This is a genomic window from Bacillus sp. ISL-35 (assembly GCF_018613355.1).
Classification (GTDB): domain Bacteria; phylum Bacillota; class Bacilli; order Bacillales; family Cytobacillaceae; genus Mesobacillus.
In genome coordinates this window covers 260,637-273,376 of record NZ_JAGGQK010000002.1, presented here as the reverse complement: position 1 = coordinate 273,376, position 12,740 = coordinate 260,637, and the positions used below count along the sequence as shown (strand labels likewise).

Below are 12,740 nucleotides of genomic sequence, written 5' to 3'. Positions count from 1 at the left end.
ATAGTGAGAGATTTGGCAGACACTAAATTATTAACCTTTTTAATCTTTTAAAAATGTTTAATGCAATTTCAACCCATAACCAGCTATAAAGGAAAGCAAATAAAAAGATCCCTGCGGTTGTAAGAAATGAAAAGGAATCTGAAACAACTGGTCCTAAAACGGGAAAGTCGAAGATAAATAGCAGAATGATAATTCCCAGCATTAAAAAAATTGTACCTGCCGCAATAATGCTTAATCTCTTCCTAAATAAGCAAAATGCTGCTCCTATCCCCAGTCCCAACAGTCCTGTTGTAAAGGCGAATACAATTAATTCACTTGGCTGCAGAATAAATAACAAGATAATGGTCAGCAAGTAAGACATTACTCCAAGTGGAATGGAAAACATTGAACATAACAAAATAGGTGCAGTGGCGAGCGGACTAAAAAATAATCCTATACCTGGCAAAAAGCCTCCAGCTGCCTGTAGCATAACTGATATACAGGCCAAAAAAGACCCCAAAATGAGCTTCATCGTTTTTTTGCGTTTTTTGAATATCAGTTTAGATAAACGCACTTCATTAGAAATAGGCTTAAAAAAATACAACTTTCCACCTCATCTTAAATGATATATGGCTTACCGTACATTATATTTATCATTATTAGAAGTGGAACTACTCTTACTATTTTAAACAAAAAAGGAGCATGGATGGGACACCCAAAAAGTTAGATTTCACTCTAACTTTTTGGGTACTCAGTACATTATTGTCCCTGCTTTTTAATTAACATTTACTTTCCCAACCATACCTTCCTGGAAGTGATACCGGCATATCAATTCATAAGTACCCTTCTGTTCTGGTTTCACAGAAATGTTTTTTTCTTTTCCTGGCTGGAGCTCGATGTCAATCCCCAGCTTTTCCACTGTAAAGGTATGCTCTTTCTTCCCTTTGTTTCTCAATATCAAGGTTGTAGTGATTCCGTTTGGAATGTTGATAACTTTAGGATTAAAATAATCATCATTCAACTCTACCTCAATCATTTTAGCATTCTCCATAGGTTTAGTTGCAGCAACGGATTCGGCAAAACCACTATGTAACCCTATAGTTGTCACAACCGTGAACATAGCTACAAACAAAATCAATCCTGTAACCCACTTTTTCACAGGCATTTGCTATCCCTCCTTTCCTAATCCTTATTTTTTTCAAAGTTAAATTAAATTATCACTCTAAATTAACGGGAAGCAGCAAGAAGGTATAATATCAGTAGCTAATAATAAAAAAGCTCTGTTAAGTATTGTTCTTAACTGAACATTTTTGAACGGAAACGGCAATAAGTTTTAATAAGGTAGCGGCTGATTGAATTACGCCTACTTGTCTGTTAAATGAGCAAAAAATGTTAGCAAAAAAAACAAAAAAAGCCTCCATCCCCTGTTATATAAGGGATGGAGGCTTTTTCAAAAGTATGATTCCTACTGGGTTCGAACCAGCGACCTCTACCCTGTCAAGGTAGCGCTCTCCCAGCTGAGCTAAGGAATCGTTCTAAGTTGTCCTATTTAATGAGGACATAAATTAATATATACTGGATTCAGTATAAAGTCAATAATTTTTCCCCATAAAGTTTTCTGGATTATGAATTTCTTATACTTTGGATGATCCTATTAATATACTCATCTTCATGAGGTACAAAATCCTTTTTGGAGACCAGCATCTCTTTTGGTTTCTTTTCGCCTTCCTCACTTACCATGAAACCTTTGAGCCTTATTTCATTGGATTTGGCAAACCATAGATCTTCAAAATCGGTCATGCTTGCCACCATGATCCCTGAGACCTCATCCTTTTGAAGCTGGAATTTTTCAATAGGCTGATGTTTCTTGTACAAGAAAACATGGCATAGCTCTCGGTCAATGAATTCTGGGCTGATTAGTGAATCTTTGATGGTACCTAAAGATTGTAAATCTTCAACAGTCACGTCGATTCCGAGTTCTTCCTTTACTTCCCTCAAGCCATCAAGAGGAGTTTCATGCGCCAGAATATGCCCTGCTGCGGTGATATCCAGCAAACCGGAATAATCCTTCTTGGCGGAACTCCGAACTTGAAAATAAAGAAAGTCCTCCCCGTTTATCCGCTCTGTAAACCAGCAATGGAATGTCTCATGCCAGTGGCCAGCTTTATGGACATCGGACCTCGGTGCTGTTCCCAGGCAAGTCCCATGTTGATCAAAAATTCTAAGCATTTCACTCTCCATCCTTCACACCTCCATTCCAAATTATACCACCATTTACCTTTCAAAAAAAATAACGAACAAACGTTCCAAAAAAATTGAATAGAGAACAAATGTTCGGGTATAATATAATTATTAAAAGATAAGGAGTGAATACACATGAATTTTCTTTTGGAAAAATCACTAAAAGAAAACCAGCCTGTTGAAATGATTTATTTTGCAGTCGATAACCAGATCACACAGCGAAGGATCATTGTAAAAGAGATCAGGGGGAATTACTTTAAAGCATTTTGTTTTCTTAGAAACGAGGAACGTTTATTCAAGGTTGAAAACATCCTATCCATCATGCCAGAAAAACGGCACTTCCTTAAAATCAGTTAAAAAAGAAGCCCCCGGAATGAGGACTTCTTAAAATTAACTAACTGTACTTGGCTCAGGTGTATTGTTTCTCTTGATCAGTATTTGCAAAGCAATGAGTAGAACAAAGGAACCAAGTCCGATTATATCCGTAATTTTCTCAGGATAAATCAGCATTAAGCCGCTTACAACTCCAATTATTCTCTCGTACCAGAACAATTTCCTCAGCCAGAAACCAATAATACCTGCACCAATAAGCATCATGCCGGCAAGTGCTGTAAACACCACCCAGATTAAGTAATACCATGTTGTATCAATCATTAACAATTCTGGAGACAATACGAACATATAAGGGATGATGAACGCCGCTATTGCCAGCTTTGCTGAGTTAACCCCTGTTTTTATTGGTTCACCGCCTGACACACCAGCTGCCGCAAAAGCCGCCAGCGCTACTGGAGGTGTAATATCAGCGATGATCCCGAAATAGAATACAAATAAATGTGCAGATAAATCAGGTACTCCCAGCAAAATGATGGCCGGTGCTGCAATGGTTGACGTAATGACATAGTTTGCTGTTGTCGGTGACCCCATTCCTAACACCAGGGATGCAACCATTGTAAACGCCAGGGTCAGGAGTAAATGTCCTCCGGCAAGATCCAACAATCCATTGGCGAGCTTCAGGCCAAGGCCGGTTTTCGTCACTACCCCTACAATGATCCCTGCAGCAGCAGTTGCAGCCGCAACACCTAACGCCGTGCGTGCCCCATCGACAAGCGCATCAATTACATCTCTGAAACCAATCCGGGTTTCTTTCTTTATCGCACTAACCACAACGGTAATAACAATACTCCATAGAGCGGCTCTCATAACACTCATTCCGCTTACCATCAGGACAATGACAGCCAATATTGGCAATAGCAAATAGATTTTAGCCATAACTTCTTTGCGGTCAGGCATTTCTTCAACCTTCAATCCCCGCAGGCCGACCCTTTTTGCTTCAAAATGTGTCATGATCCAAATCCCGGTAAAATAAAGCAGCGCTGGAATTGCTGCAGCCTTAGCGATATCCCAGTAAGTGATGCCACCGCCAATGAATTCTACCATCAAGAAGGCAGCTGCACCCATGATAGGCGGCATAAGCTGGCCACCGGTAGAAGCAGCTGCTTCTACTGCACCTGCAAATTCTTTACGATATCCGAGCTTTTTCATCATCGGAATCGTGAATGAGCCAGATGTAACAACGTTAGCTACAGAACTGCCGCTGATTGTTCCTTGCAGGGCACTAGAAAAAATCGCAACTTTAGCAGGACCGCCGACTCTTTTTCCGGCAATGGAAACAGCAAGATCGTTAAAATATTGGCCAACGCCTGTTTTCACTAGAAACGCGCCAAATAACAAGAATAAGAAGATAAACGTAGAAGAAACCCCCAATGGTGTTCCTAGGATCCCTTCAGTTGTGAAAAACATTGTCTGGATCAAGCTGTCAAGTTCAAGTCCTCTGTGTGCGAGGAAACCCGGCATATATGGACCATACAATGCATAACCCAAAAACAGAACCGCAATAATCGTAATCGGCAGACCTACCGTTCTCCTTGTCGCTTCGAGGACGAGTAAAACAGCAGCAAGCCCAATGTAAAAATCAACCGGGGTCAGACGGCCAACCCTGTTGACTAGTTCATCAATCATCAGCGGCCAATAAGCACCAACAGCAATCGCAATAATCGCTAATAGGATATCGTACCAGGCGACTTTATGATGAACACGGTCTTTTTTTCGGGCAGGAAATAAAATAAAAATCAGTGCAAGCGCAAAGCCCAGATGGATGGATCTTTGCAACTGTGCAGTCAATACTCCAAAAATTGATGTGTATAACTGGAATAGTGAGAATGACAGCAGCAAGATGAATGCAATCATGCCCATTATCCCTTTTAATTTCCTTGATGCAGCTTCAGGATCGTATTTTTCCAACAGCTCCTGCTGTTCCTGTTCTGTTAATGTTTCATTCTTCATGCTCAAGGATATTCACTCCTTTCATTTGCTGAATAACATTAATTTTCATTACTTTTATCCTTACTCTCGTTCCAGGTTTTATTGCCTGAGCAAGCGGAAAGGAGATCTTACCTTGCAAAAACGTGTGATTTGCCCTCACTTTGCCGACGCGGAGGTCAAAGTGCTTAAATCTTCTATCCATATTCTTAATAAGGTACTTGCCATCCTGCATCTCAAAATGTTCACCTTCCGCAATTTCTGATGGCATACCAATCGCAAAATCTTCATACTCCAATTCATATTGCTGAATCTCATTTTGTTCGGTAATTTTATAGCTTTCAATTACGTCGGACAAATGGATGGAATGTGTATACTTTATCTTAAACTTGTCCCCTTGTGCAATAGGTACATAGCATAGTACATCTTCTTCTTCAGGTTGAAGAAAAACAAGAGCTTGTTTATAAGGAATATTGATTGAGATTAATAAAATGAACATAATGAGGAGCAACAGAACGAAGATCTTTTTATTAAAATTAATTAAGTTCATATAACCCATGCCTCGCCTGTCCTATAACGTTCAAAGAGGTTTGATTAATATTCAGTAAAAAAAGACCGGAATAGGGTTCGGTCTGTTCTGTCGTGGAACCGCCGAAGTAACAAATGCACTCCAGAAATATTAATTGACCGGGCAAAATCCAATGATGGATTTTGTCCGGCCAGAGTTTGAATATTACTCAGCAGCTTTGATTCCTTTTTCATCAAAATACTTCTGTGCTCCTGGGTGTACATCAATTCCTACACCATTCAAAGCATTTTCAGGCTTGATCTGCTTAGCTTTTGCATGTTGTACCTGGTCAAGGTTTTCAAAAATTGATTTAGTGATATCGTAAACAACTTCATCTGAAAGATCCGCCTTTACTACCAGCATTGCCAGAACAGCAACTGTTGGCACATCAGAACCCAATTTGTAAGTTCCTGTTGGCACCACTTCTTTTGCGTAGTATGGATATTTTTCAATTAGTTTATCAGCCTTATCAGCATCTATAGGAACAATCACAACTTTTTCTGTTGCTGAAAGTTCTTCAACAGCCGCAGTTGGATGTCCGGCTGTTACGAATGCAGCATCAATATTGCCGTCTTTAATGCCATTTACCGATTCATCAAAGCTTAGATCCTGCTTTTTGATATCATCAATTGACATTCCATAAGCTTCAAGTATTTGCTCTGCATTCGCTGCAGTACCAGATCCTGGTGCACCTATCGATACCTTTTTGCCTTTAAGGTCATCGACAGACTTGATACCTGATTTTTCAGTTGTAACGATTTGGATTGTTTCAGGATAAAGCGTACCAATCGCTTTAATATTATCGATTTTGTTTCCATCAAACATCAGCTTTCCTTCAGTTGCATAAGAAGCGATATCTGTTTGAGTGAAGGCGATTTCACCTTTACCATCTTTAATGCTCTGCATGTTTTCAGCAGATGCTCCTGTTGTTTCCGCATTTGTATCGATACCTGTTGCATCAGACACAATCTTGGCAAAAGCTCCGCCAAGCGGGAAGTATGTACCACCCGTACCGCCAGTAAGGATGCTCATGAATTTAGGTTTTTCTTGTGATTTTCCTTCTCCGCCCTTTTCGTCAGAGCTGCTGCCACAAGCTGATAGCACCATCGAAAGTACTAGCACAAGTGCAGTGAACAAAAGAAACTTTCTTTTTTTCATCAGATTTCCCCCTTTGATATATAATTGTTCACCATAATTCTACCATAAGACTTCACACAATTGTCAAACATGTTACTTGCTTACTAATTTCATGCCGGCTTATAATACATTACCTGAAAAGCTTTTTGAAAATACATATGCTAAAATCGTCTTGACGGCAAAAATGTAAAATAGCAAATCTAAGGTTTTGGAGGTAAATAAATGGATTTTCCAATGGGCAAAATTGAAGAAATCACACTCCAAAGCAAGGAGCTGGGCGAAGAAATAACGATGCTGGTATACCTGCCTGCCAATTATTCCCCATTGTATAAATACTCCTTGCTGATCGCACAGGATGGACGCGATTATTTCCAATTGGGGCGGATAGGCAGGGTTGCGGATGAATTCCTTGCAAAAAAAGAAATTGAAAACGTCATCATCGTTGGAATCCCATATGATTCTGTCGAAGACCGACGCCAAAAATACCATCCGAAAGGAGAGCAGCACCAAGCCTATATTCGCTTTTTGGCCCATGAGCTTGTCCCTTATCTCGATGAACGCTATCCAACCTACCAAATGGGGATGGGACGCGCTTTGGTCGGTGATTCGCTTGCAGCAACCGTTTCACTGCTTGCAGCTATCCAGTATCCTCATACTTTTGGAAAAGTTCTGCTTCAATCACCTTATGTGAATGAGGAAGTATTTTCGGCGGTTAAGAACTTCAATCAACCTGAGTTGCTGAATATATACCACAGTGTCGGCGAACAGGAGACAGTTGTTAAGACGACATCATCCAAAAACAAAGATTTCCTTACACCAAACAGGGAGCTTTCAAAGATGTTCAAGGAAAAAAGCTTTGGCTATTTTTATGAAGAATTTAGTGGAGACCATACATGGACTCATTGGCAGCCCAACCTTAAGCGGGCAATGAAAAGAATGTTTTCCTAATGAATGCTTCTTTATATTATATATTTCAAAAATTTGTTATAATGAATGGTAAATCATAATTTTCAGTTTTCTTAACTGAACGAGAAGCAACACTATAATGAAACGGGGGTATTTAGATGAAATTCGGTATTGTCATTTTTCCATCAAAGAAGATCCAGGATTATGCTAATTCGATGAGAAGGCGCTATGACCCACATTATGCATTAATCCCGCCACACATCACTTTAAAATCTCCATTTGAAGCGACAGAAGAGGAGATTAAGGATATCGCCAATAAGATCGATTCGATTGCCAGGAATTTCAAACCAGTCAAACTGAACATCAAGAAGATTGGTTCTTTTAAACCCGTAAATAATGTCATATACCTGAAGGTTGAATCACCTGAAGATTTAGGCTCACTCCATAATGAACTAAATTCAGCATTCGATGGAAATCAGGAATATAACTTTGTACCGCATATCACTATTGGGCAAAAAATGTCCGACGATGAGCACTCGGATGTCTATGGTTCATTAGGGATGACAAAAGTTGAATTCGAAGATACTGCCGACCGCATTCATTTGCTGTACCAGCTGGACAACGGTTCATGGACTGTATATGAAACATTCAGGCTTGGAAAGGAATAAATAATCGTGGAAGTAAAAATTGTAAATAGCGAACAAGAATTAGCAGACGCATTTGAAGTACGTAAGACCGTTTTCATTCATGAACAAAACGTTCCGGAAGAAGAAGAAATTGACCAATACGAATCAGACTCTGTTCACTTCGTATTATATGATGACCACAAAAAAGCAGCAGGTGCCGGCAGGTTCCGTGTCCTGGAAAGTGTCGGCAAGGTTGAGCGGATTTGTGTACTAAAAGAAAACCGCAAAACCGGAGCGGGTGTCGCCGTCATGAATAAAATCGAGGAATATGCAAAGTCCCAGGGCATCTCAACCTTGAAATTGAATGCACAGACACACGCCATCCCCTTTTACAGCAGGCTAGGATATGAAACAGTTTCAGAGGAATTCATGGATGCCGGTATCCCACATAAGACAATGAAAAAATCAATATGAAGCTCAAACCCCCCATTCTAAGTTGAATGGGGGGTTTTGTATGTAAGACTCTTTCCGTTAACGATGTTTTCACACCCTATTGACTCTGTTTTTTTCATTAATGTAAGTGTTCGTATAGCAACATCCCCTGCGAATAACAGCAAAGAAAAAAGCACTGCAGCTAGTTTAAATTGACTCGCTGTAGTGCCTTCCCTTACCCGTGATTTCAGCATACGCCTGGCTGACAACCGATGGATTTACCTTTTTCTTATAAACCCGATCCATTCCAGGAAAACTTGATTCTGATGCTGCGAGCTGCATGCGTGACAGAGGCTGATGCTCCTTCTGCTTCTGCATAGGCGCTGTTGCTTGCTCTTGTTGTTCGTGTCCCTTCAGCACCGGGTCTTCTTTTCGAATCCTATTCACGCTATTAATCATAAACGGGTCATAATCCAATCCGATTTCCCGCTCAGCATATTGTATATATTGATAATTTGTCACTGGAAGAATGTATCCCATTTTTGATATCCCCCAATTCACGTTTAGTGAATTTCTCACTATAATCTTCTATTCTTCTTCCCTGTTTATGACCGTAGTAAACTGCTATTTTTAAAATTTTATCTGCTGCGGAAACCATGAATAAAACTGTATCAGCTGCCTTTCCTTATCTGAAAACATCTTTTGTTAGAAATTCTATTCTGGTATGATAAAGATTGTGCTATTTTTTGGCCGGAGATGAGGGAAAACATGAAAACAGCTAAGTATAACCAGCAGATAATAAACCTTGACCAATATGATCGCAGTGACTATCAAAAGCTTTATGATGACGGGAAGAAAGGAATGCTTGCCTGTACAGTATGCGGAAATCCTGTTCGTCTTTACCTTGGCATACAGGAACAGCCGCATTTCTATCATCATCTTTCCGGAAAAGAAGATTGTCAGGAAGAGAGTTTGCCAACGCCATCGTCTCCGCCTTCTGAAAAAACGGAATATATTGAGCGAAATGGGTTCAAAATCCCCAAATCGCGTTCGATCACAGCTGAGGCAGTAAAAGAAGATACATTCATATTTCCGCGGGAAGTTAAGGTCCCCTCCCCCTTCACTTCGCATCCTCCGGTTACGCCGGGAGTCAAGTTGGATTACATAAAACAGCTTAAGCAGGCCGGCATCCATTTTGACGGAAACCAGGAAAAAGCGGTTGTGTCGACCGACGGCCCGTTATTGATTTTAGCAGGAGCGGGAAGCGGGAAGACAAGGGTTCTTACCGCGAGGACTGCGTTCATGCTTGAAGAACAGAAAATAGATCCAGGTTCAATCATGCTTGTTACCTTTACGGCAAAGGCTGCCGCTGAGATGAAAAAAAGGATTTCCCATTATCCAAACATGTCGCCTTCTAAAGTCAACAGGCTGATTTCCGGTACGTTCCACAGCATTTTCTACCGGATTCTTTGTTTTCACGAACGTGAAAAATGGACATCGGACAAGCTGATGAAAAAAGAATGGCAACGGGAACAGATTCTGAAGGAAGCCGGGAGAAAGCTTCAGCTGGACGAAAAAGAGTTTGCCTATGATCTCGCTCTCCAGCAGATCGGTTTATGGAAGAATACATTGATCATGCCCCATGAGGTTAAGCCTGAATCACCATGGGAAGAGAAGGTTGCATTGCTTTACAAAGACTATGAGTCTGCTAAGGACAGACAGGGATTATTTGATTTTGATGATATGCTCATTGGATGTTTTAAGCTTTTTATAGATCAGCCTTCTATACTGGAAATCTACCAGAACCGTTTTCAATATCTATTGATCGATGAGTTTCAGGATATTAATAAAGTGCAGTATGAACTCGTGAAGATGCTTTCAAGAAAACACGGAAATGTTTGCGCAGTGGGCGATGATGATCAGTCAATCTACTCTTTCCGGGGAAGCGACCCTGCCTACCTGTTCAACTTCAAAGCGGATTTTAAAAATACCGAAGTGATCATTCTTAACCAAAATTATCGATCGCCTCATGAAATTGTTGAAACGGCTAACACTTTGATTTCAGCTAATCAGATTCGCCATGAAAAAGAAATGCGCGCCCAGTATTCAGGTGAGTGCCCGCCAGTCATCTTCCACCCTTATGATGAAGAAGAGGAAGCGACGATGATCCTGACAGACATCAAAGAGCGGATTGAACAAGGAGAACGTCCCGGTGATTTTGCTATTTTGTTCAGGACCAACGCAGCAAGCCGGGCGGTATTCGAGAGGCTGGCGAATTCAAGCCTTCCATTCCGGCTTGACCAGGACATCGAATCCTTCTATGAACGATTCATGGTAAAAGGAATGCTCTCCTTCTTGCGGCTTAGTTTAAATCCTGATGATTCAGATGCGATCAGGAATATCCTGCCATCGCTGTTCTTGAAACAGTCGGCCTTCAGGGATTTACAAGCGAACAGTATCCTGAATGATTGTTCCATGCTTGAAGCACTTACTTACGTTAAAACAGGCTTCGCCTTCCAGGAACAAAAATTGAAGAGGCTAATCCCAATAGTCAGGTCCCTGTCATCCCTGTCCCCTGTCGCTGCCATTGACATTGTGGAAAAAGACCTGGGCTATCAGGATTTCATTAAAAAACGCGGCAATGAAGGCAATCAGCTGGAAAAAGGCTCTGATGATGTCCGTGACCTGAAAGTGGCAGCCCGAAACTTTAAATCGGTTGCAGAATTCATTGAGCATGTTGACCATATGATTGCAATGAACTCCGAAATCAAGCGGACAAGTAAAACAATTTCTGATGCCATAACACTGAGTACCATCCACCGATCCAAGGGTCTTGAATTCGGGAATGTCTATATAATCGGAACAGTGGATGGAAGCATTCCGCATGACTATGCTTTGGATGCCTACCGGAATGGCGACCGCCAGCCACTTGAAGAAGAACGGCGACTGCTTTATGTAGCGGTAACAAGGGCAGAAAAAAGGCTGTTCATTTCCGTCCCGCAACGGAGAAGAGGTCGGAAAGCCAACCCTTCCCGTTTCCTAGGAAGAATTTGAACTTGGACTATTTCAACCAGGCAACTGGAACATGAGAACAACAGCTTTGTACACATAGTCAAATAAAAATGCCAAATCAGGACCCGGGTACCGAAACTCGGGTCCTGATTTGGCATTCAAGAATGTGATTATTTCTTGTTGATCATTTTGGAAATCTGGCCGAAATCAAGCTGCTTTCCATCCTTTACGATGGATTCGACAATCTTGTCTTCCATTTCTTTGTTCACCGGCTTGTTGGCCAATTGGGAAACACGGCGGATTACCCCTCTTACAGTTTTCTCATCTTTAAAGTTCGCATTTTGTAATGAATTAGCCAGCTCAAATACATCTTTCATATTGACGCCAGTCTTTTTCTCTATATTCTTGAAAAAATTATTATCCATATAAATCACGCCTCCTTCTTTAACTACTCTATAGTATGAAGGAAGACGAAAATGGTGAAAGACAGTGCCTGGATGATTTATTATTCACTCGTGACGCAGCAAAAGCTGCTCCGGACGCGGAACAGCTTTCGCCAGTGTTTTCAATTAGTTGTAGAAACTTGCTCCTACAATAATCAACAAAATGAACAATACGACGATCAATACGAAAGTGGAGCCGTAATATCCGCCACCACCGTAGCCGTAGCCGCCGCCACACCAACCGTAGCCCATTCTTCTTCACCTCACTTTTGATTACTCATTAACAATATATGAGAGGTGTTTGGGATTTGTATGGGCGAGCCCCTACCCAATTTGAAGAACAGGATTAAATTTCGTCAAAGTCCGGAAAATGGGACCTTAAATACTCATCATATAGATCGATGCTTATATCCCCGTTTTTGTCGATTTCTGCATAAAAAACATTATCTTGTTCATAGCCTTTATCTTTAATAAGTTTTAAAAACTGTACTTTATCCATTTTTGCCTTTTGTAGATTCTCCTCGACCAATTCCCCGTCCATAATCAAGGTGACCGGAACATTGTTATCCACTGTAATGTGACTGATGTCCTCATACTTTACTGGCTGTTTTTCCTTTTTTAAAAGAACACTCAGTTCTCCGTTCGAATCAAGCGATGCAAATTCTACATCTGCTACCTTGAAAACACTTTTTTTGCGGAGCTGCTCAAGGAGTTCATCAAGACTATATTTTTCGTTGCGCATATTTTTTTCAATGATATTGCCGTGTTCAATAAAGGTTGTGGACTTTCCTTCAACGATCGTCCGAAAGGCCCTGTTTTTTAATGAAATTAATGAAATGGCGAACGGGACGAATGACCAGATAATCAAGCTGGCAATTCCGTCCCCAAGACTCAAGTCTGGATCCATTGACAATGTTCCAGCAATATCACCGACAGTGATTCCAACGATATATTCAAAAAATGACAGGCTTGATAACTGCTTTTTGCCAAGAAGCTTTGTAATGACGAATAAACCAATAATCAATAAGATGGACCTTATGATAGTTCTAAAGATATCCGACATTGGATCATCCCTTA

The 12,740-nt window shown here is 40.8% G+C and carries 15 protein-coding genes and 1 tRNA gene; 5 read left to right on the top strand and 11 right to left on the bottom strand.

All coding sequences use genetic code 11. The features are described from left to right. Nucleotides 1-22: 22 nt before the first annotated feature. The 4 genes from J7E38_RS04575 to J7E38_RS04560 form a co-directional block, all read right to left on the bottom strand. On the bottom strand, nt 23-583 hold the full coding sequence (locus J7E38_RS04575; RefSeq protein ID WP_214704844.1) for a hypothetical protein: 561 nt from the start codon (nt 581-583) through the stop codon (nt 23-25). Between the two features lie 171 nt (nt 584-754). Further along, nucleotides 755-1,144: a cupredoxin domain-containing protein gene (locus tag J7E38_RS04570; protein ID WP_214704845.1), complete on the bottom strand. Its 390-nt coding sequence runs from the start codon at nt 1,142-1,144 to the stop codon at nt 755-757. Between the two features lie 294 nt (nt 1,145-1,438). Further along, a tRNA-Val gene (locus J7E38_RS04565) sits at nt 1,439-1,511 on the bottom strand. Between the two features lie 91 nt (nt 1,512-1,602). Continuing rightward, nucleotides 1,603-2,220: an NUDIX hydrolase gene (locus J7E38_RS04560; protein WP_214704846.1), complete on the bottom strand. Its 618-nt coding sequence runs from the start codon at nt 2,218-2,220 to the stop codon at nt 1,603-1,605. Between the two features lie 135 nt (nt 2,221-2,355). On the opposite strand from J7E38_RS04560, the gene J7E38_RS04555 reads away from it, so the two are divergent. Further along, nucleotides 2,356-2,577 carry a WYL domain-containing protein gene (locus J7E38_RS04555; RefSeq protein ID WP_214704847.1) on the top strand — a complete coding sequence of 74 codons (222 nt, stop codon included), beginning with the start codon at nt 2,356-2,358 and terminating at the stop codon, nt 2,575-2,577. Nucleotides 2,578-2,610: 33 nt separating this feature from the next. Here J7E38_RS04555 and J7E38_RS04550 read toward each other — a convergent pair whose 3' ends face one another. The 3 genes from J7E38_RS04550 to J7E38_RS04540 all read right to left on the bottom strand — a co-directional run bounded on the left by J7E38_RS04550 (nt 2,611) and on the right by J7E38_RS04540 (nt 6,265). Further along, nucleotides 2,611-4,563 (bottom strand): TRAP transporter permease, encoded by a 1,953-nt coding sequence (locus J7E38_RS04550; protein ID WP_215038227.1) that lies wholly within the window; start codon nt 4,561-4,563, stop codon nt 2,611-2,613. After that, on the bottom strand, nt 4,553-5,098 hold the full coding sequence (locus J7E38_RS04545) for a DUF1850 domain-containing protein (RefSeq protein ID WP_214704849.1): 546 nt from the start codon (nt 5,096-5,098) through the stop codon (nt 4,553-4,555). Before J7E38_RS04545 ends, J7E38_RS04550 begins: the two co-directional genes overlap by 11 nt. A 174-nt stretch (nt 5,099-5,272) precedes the next feature. Next, complete coding sequence (locus tag J7E38_RS04540) at nt 5,273-6,265, bottom strand: TAXI family TRAP transporter solute-binding subunit (RefSeq protein WP_214704850.1); 993 nt, start codon at nt 6,263-6,265, stop codon at nt 5,273-5,275. Between the two features lie 201 nt (nt 6,266-6,466). On the opposite strand from J7E38_RS04540, the gene J7E38_RS04535 reads away from it, so the two are divergent. The 3 genes from J7E38_RS04535 (at nt 6,467) to J7E38_RS04525 (ending at nt 8,250) form a co-directional block, all read left to right on the top strand. Next, nucleotides 6,467-7,192 (top strand): alpha/beta hydrolase, encoded by a 726-nt coding sequence (locus tag J7E38_RS04535; RefSeq protein ID WP_214704851.1) that lies wholly within the window; start codon nt 6,467-6,469, stop codon nt 7,190-7,192. Between the two features lie 116 nt (nt 7,193-7,308). Beyond that, on the top strand, nt 7,309-7,818 hold the full coding sequence (locus J7E38_RS04530; protein WP_214704852.1) for a YjcG family protein: 510 nt from the start codon (nt 7,309-7,311) through the stop codon (nt 7,816-7,818). A 6-nt stretch (nt 7,819-7,824) separates the two neighbouring features. Continuing rightward, a complete protein-coding gene (locus J7E38_RS04525) occupies nt 7,825-8,250 on the top strand; it encodes a GNAT family N-acetyltransferase (protein ID WP_214704853.1) in 426 nt (141 codons plus the stop codon). A gap of 165 nt (nt 8,251-8,415) precedes the next feature. Here J7E38_RS04525 and J7E38_RS04520 read toward each other — a convergent pair whose 3' ends face one another. After that, the gene (locus J7E38_RS04520; RefSeq protein ID WP_214704854.1) at nt 8,416-8,748 is read right to left on the bottom strand and encodes a hypothetical protein; all 333 of its coding nucleotides are present in this window, start codon (nt 8,746-8,748) and stop codon (nt 8,416-8,418) included. A 228-nt stretch (nt 8,749-8,976) separates the two neighbouring features. On the opposite strand from J7E38_RS04520, the gene J7E38_RS04515 reads away from it, so the two are divergent. Continuing rightward, a complete protein-coding gene (locus J7E38_RS04515; RefSeq protein WP_214704855.1) occupies nt 8,977-11,262 on the top strand; it encodes an ATP-dependent helicase in 2,286 nt (761 codons plus the stop codon). 128 nt (nt 11,263-11,390) lie between these two features. Here J7E38_RS04515 and spoVIF read toward each other — a convergent pair whose 3' ends face one another. The 3 genes from spoVIF to J7E38_RS04500 form a co-directional block, all read right to left on the bottom strand. Next, a complete protein-coding gene (spoVIF, locus tag J7E38_RS04510) occupies nt 11,391-11,645 on the bottom strand; it encodes a sporulation-specific transcription regulator SpoVIF (RefSeq protein WP_079508135.1) in 255 nt (84 codons plus the stop codon). Between the two features lie 144 nt (nt 11,646-11,789). Further along, on the bottom strand, nt 11,790-11,915 hold the full coding sequence (locus tag J7E38_RS04505) for a YjcZ family sporulation protein (protein ID WP_102261904.1): 126 nt from the start codon (nt 11,913-11,915) through the stop codon (nt 11,790-11,792). Between the two features lie 94 nt (nt 11,916-12,009). Next, nucleotides 12,010-12,726 (bottom strand): DUF421 domain-containing protein, encoded by a 717-nt coding sequence (locus J7E38_RS04500; protein WP_214704856.1) that lies wholly within the window; start codon nt 12,724-12,726, stop codon nt 12,010-12,012. Nucleotides 12,727-12,740: the final 14 nt, after the last annotated feature.

What these genes read in the sequence shown, in the direction of transcription:
- J7E38_RS04515 (WP_214704855.1), top strand. Translation starts at nt 8,977, where the DNA reads ATGAAAACAGCTAAGTATAACCAGCAGATAATAAACCTTGACCAATAT.
- J7E38_RS04505 (WP_102261904.1), bottom strand. Translation starts at nt 11,915, where the DNA reads ATGGGCTACGGTTGGTGTGGCGGCGGCTACGGCTACGGTGGTGGCGGA.
- J7E38_RS04540 (WP_214704850.1), bottom strand. Translation starts at nt 6,265, where the DNA reads ATGAAAAAAAGAAAGTTTCTTTTGTTCACTGCACTTGTGCTAGTACTT.
- J7E38_RS04570 (WP_214704845.1), bottom strand. Translation starts at nt 1,144, where the DNA reads ATGCCTGTGAAAAAGTGGGTTACAGGATTGATTTTGTTTGTAGCTATG.
- J7E38_RS04550 (WP_215038227.1), bottom strand. Translation starts at nt 4,563, where the DNA reads ATGAAGAATGAAACATTAACAGAACAGGAACAGCAGGAGCTGTTGGAA.
- J7E38_RS04560 (WP_214704846.1), bottom strand. Translation starts at nt 2,220, where the DNA reads ATGGAGAGTGAAATGCTTAGAATTTTTGATCAACATGGGACTTGCCTG.
- J7E38_RS04530 (WP_214704852.1), top strand. Translation starts at nt 7,309, where the DNA reads ATGAAATTCGGTATTGTCATTTTTCCATCAAAGAAGATCCAGGATTAT.
- J7E38_RS04545 (WP_214704849.1), bottom strand. Translation starts at nt 5,098, where the DNA reads ATGGGTTATATGAACTTAATTAATTTTAATAAAAAGATCTTCGTTCTG.
- J7E38_RS04555 (WP_214704847.1), top strand. Translation starts at nt 2,356, where the DNA reads ATGAATTTTCTTTTGGAAAAATCACTAAAAGAAAACCAGCCTGTTGAA.
- J7E38_RS04535 (WP_214704851.1), top strand. Translation starts at nt 6,467, where the DNA reads ATGGATTTTCCAATGGGCAAAATTGAAGAAATCACACTCCAAAGCAAG.
- J7E38_RS04520 (WP_214704854.1), bottom strand. Translation starts at nt 8,748, where the DNA reads ATGGGATACATTCTTCCAGTGACAAATTATCAATATATACAATATGCT.
- spoVIF (WP_079508135.1), bottom strand. Translation starts at nt 11,645, where the DNA reads ATGGATAATAATTTTTTCAAGAATATAGAGAAAAAGACTGGCGTCAAT.
- J7E38_RS04500 (WP_214704856.1), bottom strand. Translation starts at nt 12,726, where the DNA reads ATGTCGGATATCTTTAGAACTATCATAAGGTCCATCTTATTGATTATT.